General features: G+C 36.0%; 18 protein-coding genes. 12 read left to right on the top strand and 6 right to left on the bottom strand.

Translation table 11 applies throughout. The annotated features are described in order from the left end of the window. Window positions 1–10 precede the first annotated feature (10 nt). Complete coding sequence (locus DKK70_RS00255) at window positions 11–955, bottom strand: C-terminal binding protein (RefSeq protein ID WP_110432245.1); 945 nt, start codon at window positions 953–955, stop codon at window positions 11–13. A 466-nt stretch (window positions 956–1,421) separates the two neighbouring features. On the opposite strand from DKK70_RS00255, the gene kdgT reads away from it, so the two are divergent. From kdgT to DKK70_RS00295, 8 genes are all read left to right on the top strand, one after another. Continuing rightward, on the top strand, window positions 1,422–2,420 hold the full coding sequence (gene kdgT / locus DKK70_RS00260; protein WP_110432246.1) for a 2-keto-3-deoxygluconate transporter: 999 nt from the start codon (window positions 1,422–1,424) through the stop codon (window positions 2,418–2,420). Window positions 2,421–2,445: 25 nt separating this feature from the next. Beyond that, complete coding sequence (locus DKK70_RS00265; RefSeq protein ID WP_110432247.1) at window positions 2,446–2,880, top strand: nuclear transport factor 2 family protein; 435 nt, start codon at window positions 2,446–2,448, stop codon at window positions 2,878–2,880. A gap of 1,598 nt (window positions 2,881–4,478) precedes the next feature. Next, window positions 4,479–5,027, top strand: a complete 549-nt coding sequence (locus tag DKK70_RS00270; protein ID WP_110432248.1) for a pentapeptide repeat-containing protein — start codon at window positions 4,479–4,481, stop codon at window positions 5,025–5,027. A gap of 551 nt (window positions 5,028–5,578) precedes the next feature. Beyond that, window positions 5,579–6,097, top strand: a complete 519-nt coding sequence (locus tag DKK70_RS00275) for a pentapeptide repeat-containing protein (protein WP_110432249.1) — start codon at window positions 5,579–5,581, stop codon at window positions 6,095–6,097. A 633-nt stretch (window positions 6,098–6,730) separates the two neighbouring features. Next, window positions 6,731–7,744, top strand: coding sequence for a pentapeptide repeat-containing protein (locus DKK70_RS00280; RefSeq protein WP_110432250.1), 1,014 nt, complete (start codon window positions 6,731–6,733; stop codon window positions 7,742–7,744). Window positions 7,745–8,256: 512 nt separating this feature from the next. Beyond that, complete coding sequence (locus DKK70_RS00285) at window positions 8,257–9,405, top strand: pentapeptide repeat-containing protein (RefSeq protein WP_110432251.1); 1,149 nt, start codon at window positions 8,257–8,259, stop codon at window positions 9,403–9,405. An 845-nt stretch (window positions 9,406–10,250) separates the two neighbouring features. After that, entirely contained in the window at window positions 10,251–10,985 is a 735-nt protein-coding gene (locus DKK70_RS00290; protein ID WP_110432252.1) for a pentapeptide repeat-containing protein, read from the top strand. Window positions 10,986–12,127: 1,142 nt separating this feature from the next. Beyond that, window positions 12,128–12,382, top strand: coding sequence for a YfhL family 4Fe-4S dicluster ferredoxin (locus DKK70_RS00295; RefSeq protein WP_110432253.1), 255 nt, complete (start codon window positions 12,128–12,130; stop codon window positions 12,380–12,382). Here DKK70_RS00295 and ispH read toward each other — a convergent pair. The 5 genes from ispH to folE form a co-directional block, all read right to left on the bottom strand. After that, complete coding sequence (gene ispH, locus DKK70_RS00300) at window positions 12,379–13,329, bottom strand: 4-hydroxy-3-methylbut-2-enyl diphosphate reductase (RefSeq protein ID WP_110432254.1); 951 nt, start codon at window positions 13,327–13,329, stop codon at window positions 12,379–12,381. The genes DKK70_RS00295 and ispH overlap by 4 nt on opposite strands. A 1-nt stretch (window position 13,330) precedes the next feature. Next, window positions 13,331–13,801, bottom strand: coding sequence for a signal peptidase II (gene lspA, locus DKK70_RS00305; protein ID WP_110432255.1), 471 nt, complete (start codon window positions 13,799–13,801; stop codon window positions 13,331–13,333). Between the two features lie 98 nt (window positions 13,802–13,899). After that, window positions 13,900–16,707: an isoleucine--tRNA ligase gene (gene ileS / locus DKK70_RS00310; RefSeq protein WP_110432256.1), complete on the bottom strand. Its 2,808-nt coding sequence runs from the start codon at window positions 16,705–16,707 to the stop codon at window positions 13,900–13,902. A 37-nt stretch (window positions 16,708–16,744) separates the two neighbouring features. Further along, window positions 16,745–17,683, bottom strand: coding sequence for a bifunctional riboflavin kinase/FAD synthetase (gene ribF, locus DKK70_RS00315; protein WP_110432257.1), 939 nt, complete (start codon window positions 17,681–17,683; stop codon window positions 16,745–16,747). Between the two features lie 187 nt (window positions 17,684–17,870). Beyond that, window positions 17,871–18,530 (bottom strand): GTP cyclohydrolase I FolE, encoded by a 660-nt coding sequence (gene folE / locus DKK70_RS00320; protein ID WP_110422393.1) that lies wholly within the window; start codon window positions 18,528–18,530, stop codon window positions 17,871–17,873. 203 nt (window positions 18,531–18,733) lie between these two features. Between folE and polA the strand changes: the two genes are divergently transcribed. The 4 genes from polA to DKK70_RS00340 all read left to right on the top strand — a co-directional run bounded on the left by polA (window position 18,734) and on the right by DKK70_RS00340 (window position 25,063). After that, window positions 18,734–21,508, top strand: a complete 2,775-nt coding sequence (gene polA / locus DKK70_RS00325) for a DNA polymerase I (protein WP_110432258.1) — start codon at window positions 18,734–18,736, stop codon at window positions 21,506–21,508. Window positions 21,509–21,772: 264 nt separating this feature from the next. Then, complete coding sequence (gene gltX, locus DKK70_RS00330; protein WP_110432259.1) at window positions 21,773–23,203, top strand: glutamate--tRNA ligase; 1,431 nt, start codon at window positions 21,773–21,775, stop codon at window positions 23,201–23,203. A gap of 48 nt (window positions 23,204–23,251) precedes the next feature. Beyond that, window positions 23,252–24,859, top strand: a complete 1,608-nt coding sequence (locus DKK70_RS00335) for an intermembrane phospholipid transport protein YdbH family protein (RefSeq protein WP_110432260.1) — start codon at window positions 23,252–23,254, stop codon at window positions 24,857–24,859. 18 nt (window positions 24,860–24,877) lie between these two features. Further along, complete coding sequence (locus tag DKK70_RS00340; RefSeq protein WP_110432261.1) at window positions 24,878–25,063, top strand: YnbE family lipoprotein; 186 nt, start codon at window positions 24,878–24,880, stop codon at window positions 25,061–25,063. Window positions 25,064–25,077 lie beyond the last annotated feature (14 nt).

The raw sequence follows: 25,077 nt of genomic DNA on the forward strand, positions 1-25,077 counted from the left end.
ATAGATATTCTTATTTGTTTAAACAATAGAGTGGTTTTTCACCCTTTGCTAAGCGGATTGCTTCTTCAGCCGCTTTTCTTTTTAAATCTTGTTGAGATTGTTCTGAATACCAAGCAGCATGAGGCGTTGCAATGAAATTATCTAAGCTGAATAATTTTCTATCTGTTGGCGGTTCTTGCTTAAATACATCAAGCGCTGCACCAGCGATGGTATGATTTAATAATGCTTGATAAAGCGCTTCTTCATTTACAATGCCGCCTCTTGCGGTATTAACTAAATAGCAATTGCTTTTCATTTTTGAGAACTCTTTACTATCAATTAAGTTCTCGGTGCTCTTTGTTAATGGTAAATTAAGCGAAATAATATCTGAGTGGGCTAATAACTCATCTAAACTAACAAAGTCGATATAATCTGGAAGTTGCTCTTTTTTAGCTAACGGGTCAAAACCAATAACTTTTAATCCAATACCATGAAGTTTTTTGGCTAATGACAAGCCAATTCTTCCTAAACCAATAATGCCAGCAGTTTGTTCTTGTAATCGATAAATAGGAATAGCTTTTTCATAAGCCCAAATATTGCTTTTTGTATCTTTTATCAACAATGGTAACTTTCTGGCTAAAGCCATAATAAGAGCCAAGGCGTGATCAGCAACTTCATTTGTTCCATAATCAGGGACATTACAAACCGCTACGTTATTTTTGGTTGCTGACTCAATATCAATGGTATTAACACCAACACCATAACGGACAACACCTTTTAAATTTTTTAAAGAACTCAGTACGTTATCGGAAATAGTCGCATATTGTAAAATCAATGCATCTGCATCGTGACAAGCTCGGATAATATCTTCGGGTTGTGTGACGTTTAAAATTTCAAAATCCACACCCTCTTTAGTAAAAGTCTTTTTTTCAATGTCCATGGATTCATGGTCACAATCTGTAATATAAATCTTCATTCGTTTACCTCTATTAAATGGAATATCATTCCGAAATAATCATAATTAAGAATTTAAAAGAATGATATTTCATTTATTATTTATTGTGATCTGCGTCACATAAAATTTTAATCCATTATTAGCATCATAAATGCTAACTATTTGTTTATTTTGTTTTTATTTATATGTTTTATTGTTTGGTATTTTTTTACTATTTTTTCTATCGCTATCCTTTATAAACAATATTCAATCGGGGTTGTTAATTTAGTCAATTTATCAATGAAAAAAATAATATTAAAAAATAATAGGTTGATTTTTAATTGGTGATGTTTATCACAAAATTAAGAATCAAAATTGATTTTATTTTATTATTTTGTATATTCAAAAAAGGAATGATATTCCGAATATATAATTTTGCTTAAAGTCTTTTTTGCGTAAGTTAAATTAATTTATTTAAATCATATTGTTAATTTTTAGGAATGTATAAATGAAAATAAAAAAGTTTATTGATAAAGTCCCAGGAGGATTAATGTTAATTCCTCTTTTTCTTGGCGCCTTATGTAATACGGTTTTTCCTGGTGGAGGAAAATATTTAGGATCTTTTTCTAATGGATTAATTTCAGGAACAGTACCTATATTAGCCGTATGGTTTTTTTGTATGGGAGCTTCTATTGAGCTTAAAGCTACCGGCATGATGCTAAGAAAATCCGGTGTATTAGTCGTCACTAAAATCGCGACCGCATGGTTTGTAGCCCTTATTGCTGGTACTTTTTGGACCAATGGTTATATGGTAGAAGGTGGCATATTTGCTGGTTTCTCAATTCTTGCCTTAGTTGCTTCAATGGATATGACTAATGGTGGTTTATATGCTGCTTTGATGAATCAGTATGGTTCAAAAGAAGAAGCCGGTGCTTTTGTATTAATGTCTTTAGAATCCGGCCCTTTGATGACAATGGTCATTTTGGGGACTTCTGGCGTTGCTTCATTTGAACCAAGACTGTTTGTTGGTGCGGTATTACCTTTCTTAATTGGTTTTATGCTAGGTAATTTAGACTCTGATCTTCGAAAATTATTTGGTAACGCAGTACAGACATTAATTCCGTTCTTTGCTTTTGCACTAGGTAATAGCATAAAACTACAGGTTATTTTTGAAACAGGTTTAGCCGGAATCTTATTAGGCTTATTAGTTATAGTTATTACCGGTATTCCGCTTATCTTATCAGATAAATTTCTTGGTAAAGGAAATGGTACCGCGGGGGTTGCCGCCTCGAGTTCTGCCGGGGCCGCTGTGGCAACACCTTTATTGATTGCTGAAATGGTACCTGAATTTGCTCCAGTTGCTTCTGCGGCTACGGCAATGGTTGCCACGAGTGTGATTGTTACATCAGTTGTGGTACCGATTATCACTTCAATTTGGGCAAAAAAATTCAATCCAAATTTAATTAAAAATGATGAAGAGTTAATTCCTTCAACAAAAAGTGAATAAACAAAAGTAATTAAGGAGAAATAGTATGAAAAAAATTTTAAGTTTTATGTTAGTTATCGTGTTATCAATTGGTTATAGTCATGCCGCTACTCCAAATCAAAGCACGGTAGAACAAGCTGTAGAAACTATGCGATTAGCCATGCTCAGTGCCGATAAAGCACAGTTAGAAAATGTTGCATTACCTTCATTAACTTATGGCCATTCTAGTGCTGTTATTGAGAATAAAGCAGAATTTGTTGATGCAATAGTCAGTGGACGTTCTGGTTTTACCACGCTTGAATTTCAAGATCAAACCATCACCACTGAAGGTGATACCGCTATTGTTAGACACGTTTTTTCTGCTGATACCAACAATAGTGGTAAAATCGGTAAAGTAAAAATTGGTGTGATGTTAGTCTTCAAAAAAGTTGATAGTGATTGGAAACTACTTGCACGTCAAGCCTATAAACTTCCACAATAATAAATATCAATGAGCGTTACGATCTATATTTATTTGATTAGTAACGCTTATTTTGTGAAGTTTTAGAACTTGCCCCCCCCGCTCCTCAAAAAATCGTGGCAAAAATTTTGTCAATGTTCAATGTTCAATGTTAACGTAGATCCGTATTAGGATTTATTTAGTATTATGTTATTAACTAGGTTATTTACATATTTGGGTTATCAGCCATGTATAACACTTTGATAACACGAATATTACTTTAAAAACTTGACAGATTTACTATTTCATCACTTGCGTAACAACAAGGTCTGCATCTTATTTTTACCATGGTTGATAATACATATCGTTATAATTCACCATGGATTATATATCATTGCTATTCAGTGATGTCAGAGCGTAAAACAAATGAGGAACACTTGTATAATTGATAACCATTCCCGTTGAGATTTGAATTGAAATATTGGTGTCTTATAACTTAATGGTTTCTCGAACTAATATTTATCAGTTTAAGTAGATTTTATCAGACCTAGTTAAGTGAACGCTTTTTCATTATTAACCAATTATTTGCATGTGGTATCACAATTGTAATTAATATTTCTTCTATTCTGGTCATAGCCCTATATCCTTGTGTTGGTATAAAACTTTTATAATCATGATTAAGTAGTTAAAAACTATCTATATTTAATTGAATAAAAATACAATCAGCGCAACACCATAATACCTAATAGACACAATTGGTGGTGATAACATGCTTATTTATAAAGGAAAACTATATAGGGTTAATTGAATTTAAAGATTTAATAGCAGTAATTAATTGCGCAAAATAAAAAATTAAGAATGTTTTATGATACAAAGTTAACTATATCGGCAGTGATTACTGGCATAAAATTACAGGTATTTAATGTCACAAAATTATTTGAATCAAAAATAGTAATTCTTTTGCCAATTATCCTAATATTGAACTGAATTAAGTCATGAATTAATAAATTGAATATTCAATTTACCCATTCATTGATATAAGAAATTAAGCGATGATGATATTTTCTAGATTGAAAACAACATTATGAAGATATTTGCTTCGAAATTTATCAAACCTGACGATATTTGAGAAATACTTAAACTTTTTTCATATAAAAGCAATATTCATATAAAAGCTATATGCAAAATTAACTATTCAAAAGCAATGTTGAACGTGGGTTAATTAACCTAAAAGTTATAAAGCAATCAATAATAATGAATATCTATCATAACTATACATTAACAGTTGTTTCAAACAAAATATACAATACAATATAATATAACTACAACAGCATTATTCACGTTTCAACTAAATGCGATCAAGAAAATGACAGTGATGTACTTGATCTTATTTTTGAAAAAGATCGATTGGACGATTATTCAATCACGTAAGCTGATTAGTGTAATGTTCAGCTAAGATCAAAAATAAGAGTAGAAAAATAGGAATATAGGAGCTATCGGTTCACACTAAAGTAGTAAATATATCGACGCTTCACAAGCGGGAATAAATATTTAATGTTTGATGCTAGCCTTATGCAGTATATTACTAACATCCGCTTGCCTCTGTTGAGGACTTTTTAACAAAAATTGAGGAATGGATAATGGATCTTTATGAGATATTGGAACAACACAAGATTTGGGTTGAGACTTTGGGTCAAGAGGGTATAAAAGCCAACTTTTACGAAGCCGATTTGCGTGGTGCCAATTTGTTCTGTGCCGACTTACGAGAAGCCGATTTGCGAAGTGCTGACTTGAGCAATGCCCGCTTGTGCGGTGCCAACTTAAATGGTGCCCGTTTGTGCGGTGCTAACTTGCGCAATGCTGATCTGCGTGATAGCAATTTGTATGATGCCGACTTACGTGGCGCCAATTTGCTCGGTGCCAATTTGCGTGATGCTGATTTACCGGAATCAACATTCATAATACAGGGTGAAAAATATTTTATTTCAATAGTTAACGGAGATTGTGTCAACGTGGGTAATCAGTCTTATTCAGTTAATCAATGGCGTCAATTTAACCGACAAACTATTGAGGAGATAAATGGTAAAAAATTACTCAAATTTTACCCTCGCTTATTGGATATTATTGATTTTTATTGTGGAAAAGGTGATCGTCCTCAATGGCTTAAAGAACAAAACTGTGTTGAGTAATACCGTTATAGAGTAAATGCCGATTGCACTAGCTAAAAAGTAGGTTTTGCAATAAATTTCATTCTGAATATTTTGATGAATAGAATGAGTCTAAAAAATAATAAGGTGGAATTTGATATTAAATACCGTATAAAGCCAATGTTTATATTAAGTTATGGCGTAAAATCAATAAAAAGTGGCGGTATGTTGCTTTGCATAAAGAGGTAACCATCTTCTTTCATGATTGCCAACTAAGAAAGCGACATTATTCAATTTTCAACTAAATATATTCAAAAAAATGGTAGTAATGTATTTAATCCTATTTTTGAATAAAACCAACTTTGACTATTATTCAATAGAGTGAGCTGATCAGTGTAAAGTTCAACTACGATCTAATATAGGCGTAGAAAACTAGGCAGAAAGGCGCTATCGGCTCATAATAAAGTAGTAAATATACCGAAACTTCACAAGTGGCAATAGCTTTTTAAGGTCTAGTATCAGCCTTATGCAGTGTATTACTAACATCCGCTTGTCTCTGTTGAGGTTTTTTTATAAAAATTGAGGAATAGATAATGAATATTAATCATATATTGGAACAACACGAGATTTGGCTTGAAACCTTTTGTCAAAAGGGGAGTAGAGCTAACCTTTGCGGTGCCAATTTGCGCGGTGTAGACTTGAGGGGTACCAACTTGCGCAGTGCCGATTTGCGTGATGCTGATTTATGCGCAGCCGATCTGTCTAATGCCAACTTGTTCGGTGCCAACTTACCTGGTGCCAATTTGAGCGTAGCTAACTTGGGGGGGACTAGATTGTCTAATGCTAACTTGAGTGGAGCTAATTTGAGCGGTGCCAATTTGTGCTGTGCCAACTTGAGTGATACCGACTTGTCTGGTGCTAACTTGAGTGGTAGCGACTTGAGTGCAGCTAGCTTGCGAGGTGCCAACTTGTGTGGTGCCAATTTGCGTAATGCCGACTTGTTCAATGTTGACCTCAGCGGTGCCAATTTGAGCGGTGCTGACTTGAGCGAAGCTAACTTGAATGGGACCAACTTGCCCGAAGGCAATTCGTGTAGTTCCGAGAATGTTTAATGTTGACTAGAGCGGTGCTAAAACAATTTATATTTATTGGAATCGACATCCTTAGTAGCATTGAACGATGATGAAGAGCATTTAATGCCTAATTGCACTAGTAAAAAATTGGCGGCTCTCTGTTAGATTTTATTCTGAATATCTTGATGAATGAAAAAAGTCTAAAAATAATAAACTAGATTTTGATATTAGATATCGTATAAGGCTAACAACAATATCTTACCTATTTGGGGTAAGTTATGGCGTAGAATCGATAAAAAGTAGCGATATGTTGTTATGGATAAAGACTGAATAATCTTCTTTCATGATTACCAACTAAGATAGCAACATTATGCAAGTGCCAGATAAATACGGTCAAGAAAGTGATAGTTATGTATTTGAACTTATTTTTAAATAGGAAAATTTATTGATTATCAATACGATGAGCTAACTAGTTTAATGTTCAAGTACGTTTTAAAATAAGAATAGAAAAATATGAAAACGGCTGCTATTGGCTCATAACACAGTAGTAAAAATATGGACGCTTCACAAGCAGGTATAGAGTTTTTAAGGCTTGGTGCTTGCCTTGCGCAGTTTATTTCTAACATATGCTTGCCTCTTTTGAGGGCTTTTACTGAATTTGAGGAATGGATAATGAATATTAATGAAATATTGGAACAACACCAAATCTGGCTAGAGACTTTTTGTCAAAAGGGAGTTAGAGCCAACTTTTGCGATGCTAACTTGCGTGGTGCCGATTTGAGCAATGCCAACTTGCGCAGTGCCGACTTTCGCGGTGCCGATTTGCACGGTGCCAATTTGTGCAATGCTGACTTGTTCGGTGCCAACTTACCTATTGCCGATTTGAGCGAAGCCAATTTGCACGGTGCCAACTTGCAACATGCTGACATGTCACGAACCTACATGAGTGGTGCCGACTTAAGTGATACCAACTTGCGCAGTGTCAACTTTTGTGATGCTGACTTGCATGATGCTAACTTGAGCAATGCTGATTTGCGTGATGCCAAATTGAACCAAACTGACTTAAGTGGTGTCAATTTGTGCGGTGCTAAGTTACGTGATGTAGAGTTGTGTGAAGCAAATTTAAGTTATGCTGACTTGTCCGGCACCAATTTGAGCTATACCAACATGTTAGCTGTTAATTTGAACGGTGCTGACTTGTGCCAAGCCAATTTACGTCGTGCAAATTTGGAAGGTAGCAATTTTATTGGTGCCAATCTGCAAGGTGCCGATTTGTCCGATGCCAACTTGTTTAATGCTTGCTTGTGCGGTGCTAACTTGAGTAGTGCCAGCTTGTGCGGTACTGATTTTCGTGGTGCCAACTTGTCTAATGCTGACTTGAGTGATAGCAACTTGTACGATGTCGACTTGCGCGATGCCAATTTGTGGGATGCTGAATTACCGGAATCAACATTCATAATACAGGGTGAAAAATATTTTATTTCAATAGTTAATGGGAATTGTGTCAGAACGGGTTATCGGTCCCATTCAGTCGATCAGTGGCGACAATTTAGCCAACAAACTGTTGAGGAAATAGATGGTGAAGAATTGCTCGAATTTTATCCTCGATTATTGGATATTATTGATTTTTATTGTGGAAAAGGTGATCGCCCTGAATGGCTTAAGGAACAAAATAATGACAAATAATGCTATTTAGAGTAAGAACCGATTACATTAGCTAAAAAGGGCAACGGTTAAATTTTATTCTGAATATCTTGTTGGATGGTAAGAGTCTAAAAATAATAAGATAGATTTTGATATTTAATTCTATCTAAAGCCAATGTTTATATCTATTTATGGCGTAGAATCAATAAAAAGTGGCAATATGTTGCAATCGATAAAAACAGAATAATCTTCTTTTATAATTGCTGACATAGGAAAACCACAATAATGCATTTAATCCTGTTATTGAAATAGGTCGATTTAATTAATGTTCAATAAAATGAGTTGACTAGCTTAATGTTTAAGTCCGATCTAAAAATATACAGTAGAAAAGATGAATTAGTGAGAGCTATCGACTCATACTAAAGTAGTAAATATATGGACGCATCACAAGCAGGAGTAGATTTTTATAAGGCATAGCGCTTGCCTTAAGCTGTTTAATTCTAACATCCGCTTGCCTCTTTTGGTCGTTTTTTACTGAAATTGAGGAATGGATAATGAATATCAATGAAATATTAGAACAACACCAGATTTGGCTTGAGACCTCTGGTAAAGAGGGAATTCGAGCCAACTTGCATGGTATCGACTTGAGTCATGCCAACTTACGCAATGCTGACTTGTCCGGAGCCGACTTGCGTAATACTAACTTGCTTAATACTAACTTGCGTAATGTTAATTTGCGCGATGCCAACTTAAACGGTGCTAATTTATGGGGGGCTTACTTGCCCTACGCCAATTTGCGCCGAGCCGATTTGCGCGATACCAATTTAAACGGAGCCAACTTGAGCGGTACCAACTTGTGCAATATCAACTTGAGCAATGCTAACTTATGCGGTGCTGATTTAAGCTATGCCAACTTACGTTGTTCTGACTTGAACGGTGCCAACATGCGCCATGTCGACTTGCACGAAGCCAACTTGTTCAGCGCCAATTTAAATAGTGTTAATTTATGCGGTTCCATTTTACAGGTCGCCAATTTGCGCAATGCTGACTTGTGCAATGCCAACTTGAGCGAAACCAACTTGTTTAGTGCCAATTTGCTAAATGCCAAATTACGTGGTACCAATTTGTGTGATGCCGACTTAAGGGAAACCAATTTGAGCGGTGCCAACTTGTGCGAAGCCAATTTGCGTGGTGTTAATTTGTGCAGCTCCGATTTACGTGGTGCTAACTTACGCAATGCTGACTTAAGCGGTGCCAACTTGAACAATGTCAACTTGTGCTGTGCCAACTTGAGCCGTGCCAACTTGAGCAATGTCGATTTGTACTTTGCCAATTTGAATGGTACCGACTTAAGCTACGCCAACTTGCGAGGTGCCAACTTGCGTAGCGCCGACTTGAGCAATACCGACTTACACGATGTTGACTTACGCGATACTGACTTGTGGGATGCTGATTTACCATTATCAACCTTTATAATAAAGGGTGAAAAATATTTTATTTCAATAGTAAACGGAGATTGTGTTAGAGCCGGCTCTTGGTCTTATACGGTTAATCAATGGCGGCAATTTAACCAACAAACTATTGAGGAAATAGGTGGCAAAAAATTACTAAAATTTTACCCTCGCTTATTAGATATTATTGATTTTTATTGTGAAAAAGCTGGTCGCCCCGAGTGGCTACAAGAACAAAACAATGACGAATAAAGCTGCTAGAGAATCATTACCGTTAGCCAATTAGAGTGTTGTATGGCAAACAAACACATGAACGCAATTTTTTGTAAATAAATAAGTGAAGACACAAAAATCACCTAGCATAAAGCTCATTAAGTAAGCGAAGAACATCAATTTAAAAATTTTTTAACCAATAATACTGCTTAGTGTTAGTTTTTTTGAAGAATGATAACGGTATTTTGTCCATGCCATAAATGGTTACAACATTACTTTGCATATAAAAAGATAAAAGTATCACCGATTGCTTCTTTAATTTAATAAAGGCTAGTGATGAAAAATTAATACCGCAAAACGAAGATGAAGATCATTTAGTACAGATTGCCCGAACTAAAAGAGAAAGTAATCGGATAAATCGTATCTTAAATATTTTGAGGAATGGAGAGAGCCTAAAATAACAAGGTAGATTTTGCTATCAAATAATGTATAAAGCTAACAATACCTGTTTCTCATAAGTATGACATAGTATCAATAATAAGTATTAGTATATTGCAATGGATAAAGATGGAACAATCTTCTTTTATGATTGCCAACCAAAAAAGCAATATTATTCAATTTTCAACTAAATACGATCAAGAATGTGACAAAATGTATCTAATCTTATTTTTAAAAAAGACCGGCTTGACTATTATTCAATAAAATGAGCTAACTATTTTAATGTTCAATTACGATCTTAAATAAGAGTAAGGTACTATGAAAAAGGGGACTATCGACACATAATAAAGTAGTAAATATATGGACGATTGATGAGCAGGATTAAAGTTATCAAGACTAGTGATTAGCTATCTTTTGATGGCTTTAAAAATAATGTGGAATGGATAATGAATATCAATAACCTATTGAAACAACACCAAATTTGGCTTGAAACTTTTCATCAATGGGGATGTAGAGCCAACTTAAGCGATGTTGACTTGCGTGGTGCCGATTTGTACGAAGCCAACTTGCGCTTTGCCAACTTGTCCGATGCTGACTTACGCAATGCTGATTTGCGTAGTGCCGACTTGTGCAATGCTAATCTGTGTGGTGCTGACATGGTCGAAGCCAACTTAGTTAATACTCGCTTGTGCAGAGCTAACTTGCGCGATGTCAACTTGAGCCGAGCAAATTTGCATGGTGCCAATTTATTCAGTACTAACTTATTCGATGCTAACTTGTCAGATGCCAACTTGCTTAGTGCCGACTTGCACGGTTGCGACTTATGTAATGCCGACTTATTTAAAGCCCGGTTGCGTGGTGCCAATTTGCGCGATGCAGACTTGCGACGTACTAACTTGCGTGAAGCCAATTTGCATGGTGCCAACTTGCGAGGTATTGATTTACGCGAAGCCAACTTATGTGGTGCTGATTTGAGCAATGCCAACTTGTTCAAGGCTAACTTGAGCGGTGCCAATTTACGTGGTGTCAACTTGTATGGTGCCAACTTGCGAGATACAAGCTTACGCGGTGCCGATCTAAGTGATGCCGACTTGTGCGGTGCCAATTTTTGTAATACCAATTTGTTTGCTATTAGCTTGCGCGGTGCTAAGGTAATGCAGCTTTACCAGAAATATAGTTGAACAATGGCAACATGTTTCCGTTGATTATGTATTATCCAATGTATATTTTTCCATTATACAGTTAGCCAACTAGCTATGATTTTAGGTAAGTTGATTAGATGATTTTACCCGACAAAAAAGAGTAATTGAGTTTAGCTTAGCTAAAAATGAATTGTAGCTATAATTTAATTTTCGACGCTAATTATAGTTAACTGTAGCGGAGATGAAATATCATTAAGTAACGTTGTTATTGTCTGTGTTATTTTTAATTTTTCTTATTAACTGCATTGTATTATTTCATCAACTGATCAACCGTTTAGCTTGATGTTTTAGAAGTGTGCGCTCAAAAATCGCGGTTATTAACGTCTATTTTTTATGGTTTGATTTCTTTGTACTTAACTATTTATAAAACGGTATACAGTCCTCAATTATGTTTACTAACCTATCTCAGTAACCCAAACTAAAAACTTTTATATTGCTAAATGTAATTGATCTAGTTATTGTTGCTTGTGGAGAAATATTTATCTGAAATAACTCAATTAATAAGTTTGATTATTGTATCTTTTCTGATTTACGCTTAATGTTATGGACGGTTGATTTATGTGCAAAACTTAATGAAACGGTATAGACTTCCTAACTATTACCCTCATATCTCAATAACTGACTAAATAAGCATTACCTACAAAATATAAAAGGACAATTGGTATCGTTGTTGTTGGTCGTGAGTATTATCGCTTTCTCTTACTTATTAAATTCAATGAATAAATAATTTTCTTTTTCGTATTTTGAGCGCTGTAGTTTATTCATGTATAATAGTGCCGTTTTTACGGTAGTAACGCAGATTGGCGTGTATGCTAGTGTAAAGTAGTTTACATTCTGACTGTTTACTGAAGCAATTAAATATTCATCAGACTGATGCTTATAAGCTTTTGCGTTAAGCATTAGCTATGACCAACTCTTTCATTTTTAAACAAAACAAGTCAGTATTACACTTGCAGATTTACACCCTAACAATAATGGTGTGTGATACTGTTTTGCGTTATTAGAATGAGTTGCTCCTTATTTTATTTTTGGTAAAAAAGATAATAATTTTGTGATAGTGTGGAATGCAAAAATGATTATAACTACCTGTTTTTATTTTTTAAAATGGATAACGCATTGATATGGCTTTAATTATAACAGAACGCTGTATTAATTGTGATATGTGTGAACCAGAGTGTCCAAATGAGGCCATCTCGATGGGGTTTGATACATATGAAATTGATCCCAATAAATGCACCGAATGCGTAGGTTATTATGATCATTCAACTTGTCAACGCGTTTGTCCGATTCAAAATGCGATTATTGCAGATCCAGACCATGTGGAAAGCCAAGAAGAGTTATTGGAAAAATTTAAGCAACTGACCCATTCTTCTTAGTCTGTTGTTTTAACTTCTATGCGTAACTCTTTAGGAATTTCGAAAGTAATATTTTCAGAAATACCCTCGGTTTCAATCATCGATGTACAACCTAAACTTTTTAGATGATCAATAACTTGTTTGACTAAAATGTCTGGGGCAGATGCACCAGCGGTTACGCCAATCCGTCGAGCATTGGCCAACCATTCTAGGTTAATGTCAGAGGCGTAATCGATTAAGTAGGCATTTTTGCTGTTGCGCCGTGCAAGTTCAGCCAATCGGTTTGAGTTTGATGAATTTTTAGAACCTACGACTAAAACAATATCGGCTTGTGAAGATAACTGTTTAACCGCTTGTTGACGGTTGGTGGTTGCGTAACAGATATCGTTTTTACGGGGACTACGAATATTGGGAAATCGATTTTTTAATGCTTCAATAATCTCTGCCGTATCATCAACCGATAAGGTGGTTTGTGTGGTAAAACAGAGATGATTATCATTTTTGACCTGTAATTTTTCTACATCTTCAATCGATTCAACTAAATAAATGCCACCAGCAGGGTTACTGTATTGTCCCATTGTGCCATCAACTTCAATGTGACCGGCATGACCAATAAGAATAACTTCTTCACCTCGATAGCTCGCTCTGGCGACTTCCATATGAACTTTGGTTACTAATGGACATGTTGCATCAAATATGCGTAGTTGACGGCGTTTTGCTTCATCACGAACCGCTTTAGATACACCATGAGCGGAAAATATAAGGATACTATCATCCGGTACCTCATGGATCTCTTCAATAAATATTGCACCTAGTTCTTTAAGGCGATTAACTACGTAGCGGTTATGTACAACTTCGTGGCGAACATAAACCGGAGCACCAAAAAGTTCCAGTGCGCGTTCGACGATAGTTATAGCTCGATCAACGCCGGCACAAAAGCCGCGAGGATTAGCTAATATAATCTGCATGTTAGGCGGTCTTTTTGGGTTTTGCATAATTGCCTAGGATGAATAATCCAATACCTAAACAAATTGCACAATCGGCAATATTAAAAGTTGGATAATGCCAATCACCAAAATTGACATCTAGAAAATCGACCACAAAGCCATGATAAAGCCGATCAAACAAGTTTCCTAAAGCGCCACCTAAAATCAGCGCTAATGAAATGTTTTCTAATTTTTGTTGCCGATTATTGCGATATAGCATATAGATAATCACTACACTGACAACAAATGCCACTGCGGCAAGTATCCAACGTTGACCCTCAAAAATGCTGAAAGCCGCCCCAATATTGTGTACATAGGTGATCGAAAAGAAGGGCAAAAGATTTACTGATTCATATAAGAAAAAGTGGTTAAGAATCCAAAATTTACTTGCGATATCTATCACAAAAACGACTACCGCAAATAAAAACCAGTAAAGTCCGGTATCTTTTTTCATATAGTTCTCATTATAATAATGCCGCCGACAATCGTCGGCGGTAAGTATACTTAATTGCTATAAGATTATGTTTATAGCCCGGTTTATTTTTTTATCACTTAGGCAAAATGTCTAATTTCACCATTACCATGGATATTCTCTTCACAGCGTTTACATAAGTGAGTAGTTGGGTTGTTATCAACGGTATAGTGCCAACAGCGAGGGCATTTATCACCTTGGGCTTTAACAAGCTCAATTTTTAGACCTTGAATATCGCTTGTTACAGCTTGTTGTGGCGCGTTTTCTAAAGGCTTCACACTTGCTTGCGAAGTCAGTAATACGAACCGTAATTCGTTTTCTAATTTAGCAAGTGCTGTCGCAATTTCGCTATTGGCATAAAGAGTAACAGCTGCTTCAAGCGATCCACCAATAACTTTATCATTACGGCCTTGTTCTAAGACTTTATTGACTTCACTACGGATAGTTAAGATCTGAGCCCAATAAGCACTGTTCAATGTTTCACTTTCCGCTAAGGTAAAGAGTGAGTTATACCATTCATCTTCAAACACAAATTCAGATTTTTCACCAGCAGGTAGATATTGCCAAATTTCATCAGCGGTAAATGATAAAATTGGTGCAATCCAACGAACCATCGCTTGAGCGATATGATATAACGCTGTTTGACAGCTATGGCGCGCAATACTATCGCTTTTCGCCGTATATTGTCGATCTTTGATAATATCTAAATAGAATGACCCCATTTCAATTGAGCAAAATTGCATAATACGTTGTACAACTTTGTGGAAATCATAGTTTTCATAAGCCTGAATGATCTGTTCTTGAGCCTCTTTTGCCACACTGACAGCCCAGCGATCAAGTACTACCATATCTTCTGGTTTAACCATATCTTTAGCTGGATCAAAGCCATTTAAGTTAGCCAGTAAGAAACGGGCGGTATTACGAATACGACGATAACTATCGGCGGCACGTTTAATGATTTCATCTGAATAACTCATTTCGCCTGAATAGTCAGTCGAAGCAATCCATAAACGTAAAATATCTGCCCCAAGTTTGTTCATCACTTCTTGTGGCGTCACGATATTACCGAGTGATTTAGACATTTTACGACCTTGTCCATCAACCACAAAACCATGAGTTAATACTTGTTTATAAGGCGCTTTGTTATCAATCGCCGTTGATAACATTAATGAAGACATAAACCAACCACGGTGTTGATCTGAACCTTCTAAGTACATATCGGCTTCGTGGCCAGCAAATTCAGGACGCACGCCGACAACAGAGTAGAAGGTTGAACCTGAATCAAACCATACATCTAGCGTATCTGGTACTTTGCGATAGTCATCAGCATCAGGGCCTAATAGATCTTTAATATCGGCATCCCACCATGCTTGAATACCGTTTTGCTCCACCAATTTCGCCACTTTTTCGACTAACTGTAATGTGTCTGGATGTAACTCTTCAGTCTCTTTGTGTACAAATAGCGTCATTGGTACGCCCCAAGTACGTTGACGTGAGATACACCAATCCGGACGGTTAGCTACCATGGTTTCAATTCGCGCTTGACCCCAATCAGGGATCCAACGAACTTGTTTAATCTCTTTTAGCGATTGAGCACGTAAACCTTGTTTATCCATGCTGATAAACCATTGTGGCGTTGCACGATAAATTACCGGTGTTTTATGTCGCCAACAGCATGGGTAGCTATGTTCGATATTTTCAAAGTGTAGTAATGCATTGTGTTCTTTTAATAATTCAATGACTACTTTATTGGCTTTAAAAACAAATAAACCATCTAAACCAGCGCCAGTTCCCGGTAAGTAACAACCATTGCCACCAACAGGATTAGCGACTTCAAGATCATATTTTTGACCAACGATAAAGTCTTCTGCACCGTGACCTGGAGCGGTATGCACTGCACCAGTACCGGCATCAACCGTAACATGTTCACCAAGTACAATTGGCTCATCAAAATCGAGGAACGGATGTTTGAATCGCAATAATTCAAGCGCATCACCTTGGCAAGCGCCTAAAATTTTCCAATCAGTGATTTCAGCGCGCTTCATTACTGATTCAACTAAATCAGCAGCTAAGATTAAGCACTCTTTATCATTGATTTGGACTAGTTGATATTCTACTGTTGCATTAAGTGCAATTCCTCGGCTAGCTGGAAGTGTCCATGGTGTAGTGGTCCAGATAACGGCATAAATGGTTAAATCGGTATTGATACCAAATTTACTCGCTACCGCTTGATTGTCGGTGGCTTGGAATTTGACATCAATTGCCGGTGATGATTTATCATAATATTCAACTTCGGCTTCAGCTAACGCTGACATACAATCGGTACACCAATAAACTGGTTTAGCACCTTTGACTAAATGGCCATTTTCGATCACTCTACCTAAAGCCCGAATAATATTCGCCTCAGTATCATAGTTCATTGTACGATATGGGTTTTGCCAATCGCCAAGTACCCCCATACGAATAAAATCAGCTTTTTGTAGTTCAACTTGTGAAGCAGCGTAATCACGACAAATCTGGCGAAACTCGGCCGGTGTTACTTTTACGCCAGGTTTACCAACTTGTTCTTCAACTTTTTGCTCAATCGGCAAACCATGACAATCCCATCCTGGAATATACGGGGAGTCATAACCACTCAAGCCTTTTGATTTGATAATAATATCTTTAATTATTTTATTAACGGCATGACCAATATGAAGTTTTCCGTTTGCATAAGGAGGGCCATCATGCAAAATAAAGGTTTTTTTGCCTTTTTTCACTTGACGGATTTTGCGATAAAGTTCTTTATCGTACCAATTTTGCAACATTGCCGGTTCACGTTTAGCAAGATCGCCTCGCATAGGGAATCCGGTTTCCGGTAAATTCAATGTATTTTTATAGTCTGTCATGCTAATTTATTCCAGTTAATTTTGTTGATACTACTTTTTAATTGGTTAATTTTGCACTGATCTGTTGCGCAGTGCAAACATCTTGTGCAATTTGTTGTTGTAAATCGGTTAGCGAATCAAATTTTTTCTCATCGCGTAATTTACGAACAAAGGTAACGTCTAAATATTGTCCATAAATATCACCTGAAAAGTCAAATAGATTCACCTCTAAAATCGCTTTTTTGCCTTGAATAGTTGGTCTGATACCGATATTGGCAATACCATGATAATGTTGATCATCACAACAATTCCTGACTTTAACCAAATAGACGCCTTGCAAAGCTGGTTTACTGCGATTTAAATGAATATTGGCTGTCGGGAAACCTAATTGTCTTGCTAACGCATTGCCATGAACCACCTTGCCTTGAATAGTGTAATGGCGACCTAAAAGGCAATGCGCTAATTTAAAATCACTATTAAATAAAGCTTCACGAACCGCGGTGCTGCTGACCCTTAAAGTGTTGTATACAAACGTTGGCATACTTTCTACGGCAAATTGATTATTATGCGTATACTGTTGTAAAAGGGTGATATCACCTTTACGTTCATGGCCAAACCGGAAGTCATCACCAATAACAATATATTTAGCTTGTAATTGGTTTATCAACCAATCTTGAATAAAATTTGCGGCTGACATATTGGCAAAGGTTTGGGTAAATGGAACCGCGATAATATAGTCAATACCGAGTTTTTCAATTAACTGCACTTTTTCTTTAAATGACGTTAATCTTGCCGGAGCATTTTGTTTGCTAAAAAACTCTAAGGGTTGAGGTTCAAATAACATAACCACTGTTGGCAAGTTTAATTTCTTACCTTGTTCTATTAAATGGTTAATTAATTGTTGGTGTCCTAAATGCACGCCATCAAAGTTGCCCAATGTAAGTACACATTGAGAAAATTGATTGTTTAAATTAGCTATACCGCGGATTATCTTCATGAAAGCGTGTTATTAATTATGATGTTTTAACTTAAATAGTTGTGGATTATACCAATCTTTCGGAAAGATGCACCTAATATCAGTAGGGTTTTAAATAAGCAATATTTTGTGATAAAAAATTCAAACGCTTGATGTGGATACCAAGCGTTTGGGGTATTTTACTACTGTATATTTTTAATAATTTTTATTAATAGTGTTTTAGTGCTCTTAAAAATTCTTGTCGAGTACTAGGATTCGTTTTAAATCCCCCACCTAATGCGGTAGTAGTGGTTAAACTATTGGAATCTTTAATACCACGAGCTTTCACACAATAATGGGTAGCGTCAATTGAAACGGCAACATTGACTGTGCCTAATAATGTTTGCAAGGCAACTAAAATTTGTTGGGTTAATCTTTCTTGTACTTGCGGACGCTGGGAGAAAAATTCAACAATCCGATTGATTTTCGATAGACCGATCACTTTATCTTTGGGAATATAAGAAACGGTAGCTTTTCCGTCGATGGTGACAAAATGGTGTTCACAAACGCTGGTTAAAGTAATATCCCGAACGGTAATCATTTCATCAACCTGCATTTTGTTTTCAATCAGGGTGATTTTGGGAAAGTTATGATAGTTAAGTCCGGAAAAGATCTCATCAACATACATTTTGGCAACGCGGTGTGGCGTTTCGCTAAGGCTATCATCACTCAAATCTAGCTCCATGAGTTTCATGATTTCGCGAAAATGTTCTTCAATTTTGGTTTTCCGTTCGTTACTGTCCATAGGTAAACGACATGATGGGGTTTCAAGATTTTTAGCTGCAAGTGCTTTTTTGACTTCTTGAGCAGCGAGACTTAATTCTGTCATTTATTCAATACTCAGACGAAAATAGATATCACATTATATATTACAGATATAGCGATATACAGTATTTTTAACCAATCAATTGAGGATAAAGCGCCGCGACATTCAAATATTTTTGCACTATATTATCGTGGTTCACAAGAATATTGCTACTAATTAGGTTATACTGATAATAATCGTATAAAATAACATTTGGGTAACTATTAATGCCAAATAATACGCCAATTATTTTAATTGATGGCTCTTCTTATCTTTATCGAGCTTTTTTTGCTTGTCCTCCTTTAACTAATGCCAAAGGTGAACCAACTGGGGCTATTTTTGGGGTGATCAATATGATTCGTAGTTTGATGAATCAATATAACCCTACTCATATTGCAGTAGTTTTTGACGCCAAAGGTGGATCATTTCGAAATGAAATTTATAGCGAATATAAAGCAACACGTGACGAAATGCCTGAGAATTTACGCCCACAAGTTGAACCAATTCACACTATTTTAAAAGCAATGGGGTTACCTTTGCTTTGCGTAGATGGTGTTGAAGCTGATGATGTAATAGGAACTTTAGCCAGACAAGCTGAAAAAGAAAATCTCGAGGTACTTATTAGTACCGGGGATAAAGATATGGCGCAATTAGTGAGTGATAAAGTTACACTGATTAATACCATGAATAATACAGTGCTTGATCCGCAAGGTGTTATCGATAAATTTGGGGTACCACCTGAAAAAATTATCGATTATTTAGCATTAAGAGGCGACAATTCCGATAATATACCAGGTGTAGCAGGGATTGGAGAAAAAACAGCACAGGCTTTATTAACAGCTTTTGATAGTGTAAAAGATATTTATGACCATTTAGATGATATTGAAAAATTATCGATTCGAGGTGCTAAATCATTAAAGCAAAAATTAATAGACAATCAAAAAGATGCTGAGCTTTCTTATTTATTAGCTACCATTAAAACCGATGTGGCATTAGATTTTACTAATGAACAACTACTTGTTACAGATCTTGATGTAAATAAGTTAGTCGAATTATTTGCTTATTATGGTTTTCATCGTTGGCAAAAAGAATTAATAGCGGGTAATTTTTTAAAACAACAAAAACTAACGGCTACTGATATTAATAATCTGTCGTTATTCTCACAGGAGAGCGATACCGTTAAAGATAAGATTGACACCGATTATCAATGCATCTTAACCCATGAGCAGTTAGATGATTGGCTCGCTAAATTAACTAACTGTCAGCAGTTTGCCTTTGATACTGAAACGGATAATGTTGATCATATTCATGCTAAATTGGTTGGCATATCGCTAAGTGTTACACCTCATCAAGCTGCTTATATTCCTATTAATCACCAATATCTTGGTGTGCCAGATCAATTACCATTAAATGAGGTATTAACTAAATTAAAACCAATATTAGAAAATCCTAAAATTAAAAAAATCGCGCAAAATGCCAAATTTGATTATAGTGTGTTAGCTAATTATGGTATCCATGTGCAAGGTATTGCTTATGACACCATGTTAGAGTCTTACGTGCTAAACAGTACTGAACGACACGATATGGATAGTATGGCAAATCGTTATTTGCATCTTAAAACTATTACCTATAATGAATTAACCAAGGTGGATAAAAAACAGGTCACCATCGATGCTATTGAGGTTGAAAAAACCACGCAATATGCCGCTGAAGATGCCGATGTTACTCTGCAACTTCATCAGAAACTATGGCCAGAACTGGAAAAAGACCAAAAACTCACCAAGTTATTTACCGATATTGAAATGCCACTGGCGATTGTGTTGGCTGATATGGAAAGAACTGGGGTGTTAATTGACCCTAAACAGTTAAATGAGTATTCCACAGAATTAAATAAAAAAATGCTAGAAATAGAAACTGAATTGCAATTTCTAGCGGGTGAAAAATTTAATCCTTCTTCACCAAAACAGATTCAAGCTATTTTATTTGAAAAACACCAACTACCCGTATTAAAAAAGACCCCAAAAGGTGATCCATCAACGAGTGAAGATGTGCTCAGTGAGCTTGCTGAGCAATATGTTTTACCACGTAAAATTTTGCTTTATCGTAGCTTAGCAAAACTGAAAAATACTTATACTGATAAATTACCTTTGATGATAAGTCCAATCGACCACCGAATTCATACCAATTACAACCAAATTGGTACGGTAACAGGACGACTGTCATCAAATGATCCAAATTTACAAAATATTCCAGTTCGTAATGAAGAGGGGCGGCGAATTCGGCAGGCATTTATTGCACCACAAGGTTATAAAATTATTTCAGCCGATTATTCACAAATAGAGTTGCGTATTATGGCGCATTTATCACAAGATCAAAGTCTGCTTAGCGCCTTTGCTAATGATAAAGATATTCATAGAGTAACCGCGAGTGAAGTATTAAGTAAACCAGAAGCAGATGTGACAGCCGAAGAGCGACGACGCGCTAAAGCGGTCAATTTCGGTTTGATTTATGGTATGAGTGCATTTGGATTATCGAAACAAATTAATATTCCTCGTAAAGAAGCACAATTCTATATTGATCGCTATTTTGAACGTTATCCTGGTGTACAAACTTATATGGAAGAAACACGCCAATTGGCAACGCAACAAGGCTATGTGGAAACTCTATCAGGAAGACGATTATATTTACCAAAAATTATTTCTGGCAATGCTATTGAAAAACGAGGTGCTGAGCGTGCGGCAATTAACGCACCAATGCAAGGTACTGCAGCTGATATCATCAAAACCGCTATGATTAAGATGAGTGAGTGGATAAAAAGTCAACCGACCGGTAGTATCAAAATGGTGATGCAAGTGCACGATGAGCTGGTGTTTGAGGTTAAAGAAGAGTTGGTGAGTGAATATAGTGTGTTGATTAAATCAATTATGGAAGATTGTTACCAACTGTCAGTACCATTAAAAGTAGACGTCGGTGTAGGTAATAATTGGGATGAAGCGCATTAATTTTTAAATTAACTTCATCCTATAGTATATAGTGTAATTTTTATATTAGACTATATATTGAGTAAATAGTTAAAATAAGTTACTAATTATGCCTTTTACTGGTGACTTGCTGAAACCTTTGGGCATGTTAGAATAAGCAACTAAATCGAATTTATTGCAAAATATTATTGTCTTTCCCATTTATGGGAAAAGTTTGAATAAAAAAGAGCGCGAGTGACGAATTGATGTTCTAGTGTTCTTTTTTGTTATTTATAGGATTATTTCATGAAAATTAAAACCCGTTTTGCGCCAAGCCCAACAGGTTACTTACATGTTGGCGGTGCTCGTACTGCGCTTTATTCTTGGCTTTATACCCGCCATGCGCATGGCGCCTTTGTATTGCGTATTGAAGATACCGACCTTGAACGTTCAACACCAGAAGCCATTGACGCGATTATGGAAGGTATGAACTGGTTAAAATTATCATGGGATGAAGGTCCCTATTTCCAAACTAAGCGCTTTGATCGCTACAATCAAGTTATTGACGAAATGTTGGCGAAGGGAACGGCTTATCGTTGCTATTGTTCAAAAGAGCGCCTAGAAAAATTGCGTGAAGAGCAAATGGCTAAAGGCGAAAAAGCGCGTTATGATGGTCATTGCCGTTGTGATGAAGTGCAAAAACAACATTCCCATAGCGAACCGCATGTTGTTCGTTTTGCTAATCCGGTTGATGGTGTTGTGATCTTCAATGATTTAATTCGTGGACCGATCGAAATTGCCAATAAAGAGCTTGATGATCTCATCATTCGTCGTACTGATGGTTCTCCAACTTATAACTTTTGTGTCGTGGTTGATGACTGGGATATGGAAATCACCCATGTGATTCGCGGTGAAGATCATATCAATAATACCCCTCGACAAATTAATATTTTAAAAGCATTAGGGGCCCCTCTGCCTGAATATGGTCATGTATCGATGATTTTAGGTGATGATGGTCAAAAACTCTCGAAACGTCATGGCGCAGTGAGCGTGATGCAATATCGTGATGATGGCTATTTGCCAGAGGCCTTGCTTAACTATTTAGTTCGTCTTGGTTGGTCGCATGGCGATCAAGAGATATTTTCAGTACCAGAAATGATTGATTTCTTCTCGCTAGATGCCGTTAGCAAATCAGCCAGTGCCTTTAATACTGAAAAATTACTCTGGTTAAATCATCACTATATTAACCATTTAGATGCTGATTATGTCGCGCAACATTTAGTTTGGCATATGAATCAACAAGGTTATGATTTAACTCAAGGTCCAGATTTGATTACTATCGTTAAACTCTTTGGTGAACGTTGTAAAACATTAAAAGAGATGGCTGAATCATGTCATTACTGTTATCAAGATTTTGCTGAGTTTGATAGTGATGCGGCTAAGAAACATTTACGACCGGTCGCCAAAGAACCTTTAGAAGCAATTAAAGCCAAAATTGCAGCGATTTCCGATTTCGATTGGCAAATTGATAAAATTCATCATGCTATTGAGGCAACCGCAACCGAACTTGAAGTTGGTATGGGAAAAGTCGGTATGCCACTTCGTGTTGCAGTAACGGGGATAGGTCAATCACCTTCTGTTGATGCAACGGTTTATGCTGTTGGGAAAAAACGTACATTAGCAAGAATTGACAAAGCATTAGCTTACATTGCTAATAGAGAGCAAACTCAAGCATAATAATATTCCGTCGCCGATAATGTTCGGCGACTCACTTATAGAGAGTTTATGATGACTCGCTTAAAGAAACGTTATTGGATTCCAGCCATTATATTACTTATTATAGTAATAGTGAGCTTATATGGTTGGCGATATTGGCTAGCATTTAAGGATGAACATAATCTTTCTGTAGACTGGCAAGGTCTCGATATCAGCCTTGACGGATTATCTTTTGCTGAACTCACTATTTCTCAACAACCACAATTATCGTTAAAAGCGAACAATATTAAACTATCTTGGTCAACCTTAACTGCAAAAAGTATTGATATTTATTGGCAATCCACCGAGTTAACTGACAAATCGACTTTGTCAAAGGTGGCAGATAATGTTAATCAACAAATCGAGCAATCCCCATTCAACTCTTCGCTTATATCTACCATCATTTATTGGTTACCGAAAACAATTAAATTCGACTCGTTAAAATTTTATCAACAAAAAAATGAGTTAGTTAATCTAAAGATTGAAACCACTAAAAATCAAAACACTATTGAGCTCAAGCTAGCAAGCAATACTCAGGATATGGCAACGCTTGCGGCCAATGTTTCATTCAATCAATCTAATTCTTGTTTTGTTATTGAAAATGGTATTTTAACTACCACTTTGCACCACTTTGGTATCGAAAAAGGTAATTTAACTTTACCATTTAGCGGAGTTTTAACCGATAAACAACTTACTTTAAAAAGTAGCGACAAAGCATTGCTTAATATCGATAAAGCTAAATTTTCGGATGATTTACTGGTACAAAAACTAGTCGGCAAAGTCGCATTTGAATTGGTCATACCGATTCCATTTCAATCAAAACAGATCAATGGTAATGTGGCATTAATTATCAACCAATTCAATGGGATATATAAAGCGAGTGAAATTAAATCCGCAGTTGGTGATGTCAGCATTTTAGTAAAAAATAATCAACTTTCTATTTCGACTTCGTCACTAACTGTTCAAGAAGTTAATATTGGGGTTAGTTTCGAGAAAGTTAAACTTGCTGGTAGTTATTTGGCATCTTTAGATAAGCCGCTTAACGGTATTGTAAAATGGCAATTAGCTCAAGCTACTATTTTTTCCGGTTTAGTTTTTCTGGATAAAGGACAATTGAATTTTGCTAAATTACCTCAACAGTTTAATTTAAGATTAAAAAAGTTACAATTAAAGGATATCTTTGCTAAATATCCGGCGGAAGGTTTAGCTGGTGATGGCGCTATTGATGGAACTTTGCCGGTAACACTATTACCATCGAGTAAAAAAGGGGCGGCTTTAACGGAAGTAATTATCAAAAATGGTCAATTAGTCACGGTTAATGATGGTTTCTTACGGTTCGATAATTCTGCCTTGAAAAATTATGCACTTACAAATCCTAATATGAAAATTCTCACTGATCTTATTAAGAATTTTCATTATACTAAATTATCTGGTACCGTTAATTATGCCAATGAAATTGCTAAATTAGGACTAAACATTCAAGGAAGTAACCGTGATGTTGAGAATAATAAAGCAGTAAATTTAAATATTAATCTTGAAGAAAATATTGCAAAATTATTAATAAGTTTACAACTTGCTGATCAAATAAACGAACCTATTCGAAAACGTATTGAAGCGTATTTAAAAAGGAAATCTTGATAGATAAGAGGTTAATCTATGCTTAAAAATATTATTACCATTATAGTGTGTAGTACTGTACTAATAGGTTGTACGCCAACGGTTAAAGTACAAGCGCCTAACGAACCAATTAATATCAATTTGAACGTTAAAATTGATCACGAAATTAATATCAAAGTGGATAAAGCTCTAGATAATATTATCAATAAATCAGGTTTATATTAACTTGATAATATTAT

The organism is Gilliamella apicola, from assembly GCF_003202655.1.
GTDB lineage: Bacteria > Pseudomonadota > Gammaproteobacteria > Enterobacterales > Orbaceae > Gilliamella > Gilliamella apicola_R.

What these genes read in the sequence shown, in the direction of transcription:
- DKK70_RS00285 (WP_110432251.1), top strand. Translation starts at nt 8,257, where the DNA reads ATGAATATCAATGAAATATTAGAACAACACCAGATTTGGCTTGAGACC.
- DKK70_RS00270 (WP_110432248.1), top strand. Translation starts at nt 4,479, where the DNA reads ATGGATCTTTATGAGATATTGGAACAACACAAGATTTGGGTTGAGACT.
- folE (WP_110422393.1), bottom strand. Translation starts at nt 18,530, where the DNA reads ATGACAGAATTAAGTCTCGCTGCTCAAGAAGTCAAAAAAGCACTTGCA.
- DKK70_RS00290 (WP_110432252.1), top strand. Translation starts at nt 10,251, where the DNA reads ATGAATATCAATAACCTATTGAAACAACACCAAATTTGGCTTGAAACT.
- gltX (WP_110432259.1), top strand. Translation starts at nt 21,773, where the DNA reads ATGAAAATTAAAACCCGTTTTGCGCCAAGCCCAACAGGTTACTTACAT.
- polA (WP_110432258.1), top strand. Translation starts at nt 18,734, where the DNA reads ATGCCAAATAATACGCCAATTATTTTAATTGATGGCTCTTCTTATCTT.
- DKK70_RS00340 (WP_110432261.1), top strand. Translation starts at nt 24,878, where the DNA reads ATGCTTAAAAATATTATTACCATTATAGTGTGTAGTACTGTACTAATA.
- lspA (WP_110432255.1), bottom strand. Translation starts at nt 13,801, where the DNA reads ATGAAAAAAGATACCGGACTTTACTGGTTTTTATTTGCGGTAGTCGTT.
- kdgT (WP_110432246.1), top strand. Translation starts at nt 1,422, where the DNA reads ATGAAAATAAAAAAGTTTATTGATAAAGTCCCAGGAGGATTAATGTTA.
- DKK70_RS00265 (WP_110432247.1), top strand. Translation starts at nt 2,446, where the DNA reads ATGAAAAAAATTTTAAGTTTTATGTTAGTTATCGTGTTATCAATTGGT.
- ispH (WP_110432254.1), bottom strand. Translation starts at nt 13,329, where the DNA reads ATGCAGATTATATTAGCTAATCCTCGCGGCTTTTGTGCCGGCGTTGAT.
- DKK70_RS00295 (WP_110432253.1), top strand. Translation starts at nt 12,128, where the DNA reads ATGGCTTTAATTATAACAGAACGCTGTATTAATTGTGATATGTGTGAA.
- DKK70_RS00255 (WP_110432245.1), bottom strand. Translation starts at nt 955, where the DNA reads ATGAAGATTTATATTACAGATTGTGACCATGAATCCATGGACATTGAA.
- DKK70_RS00335 (WP_110432260.1), top strand. Translation starts at nt 23,252, where the DNA reads ATGATGACTCGCTTAAAGAAACGTTATTGGATTCCAGCCATTATATTA.
- ribF (WP_110432257.1), bottom strand. Translation starts at nt 17,683, where the DNA reads ATGAAGATAATCCGCGGTATAGCTAATTTAAACAATCAATTTTCTCAA.
- ileS (WP_110432256.1), bottom strand. Translation starts at nt 16,707, where the DNA reads ATGACAGACTATAAAAATACATTGAATTTACCGGAAACCGGATTCCCT.
- DKK70_RS00275 (WP_110432249.1), top strand. Translation starts at nt 5,579, where the DNA reads ATGAATATTAATCATATATTGGAACAACACGAGATTTGGCTTGAAACC.
- DKK70_RS00280 (WP_110432250.1), top strand. Translation starts at nt 6,731, where the DNA reads ATGAATATTAATGAAATATTGGAACAACACCAAATCTGGCTAGAGACT.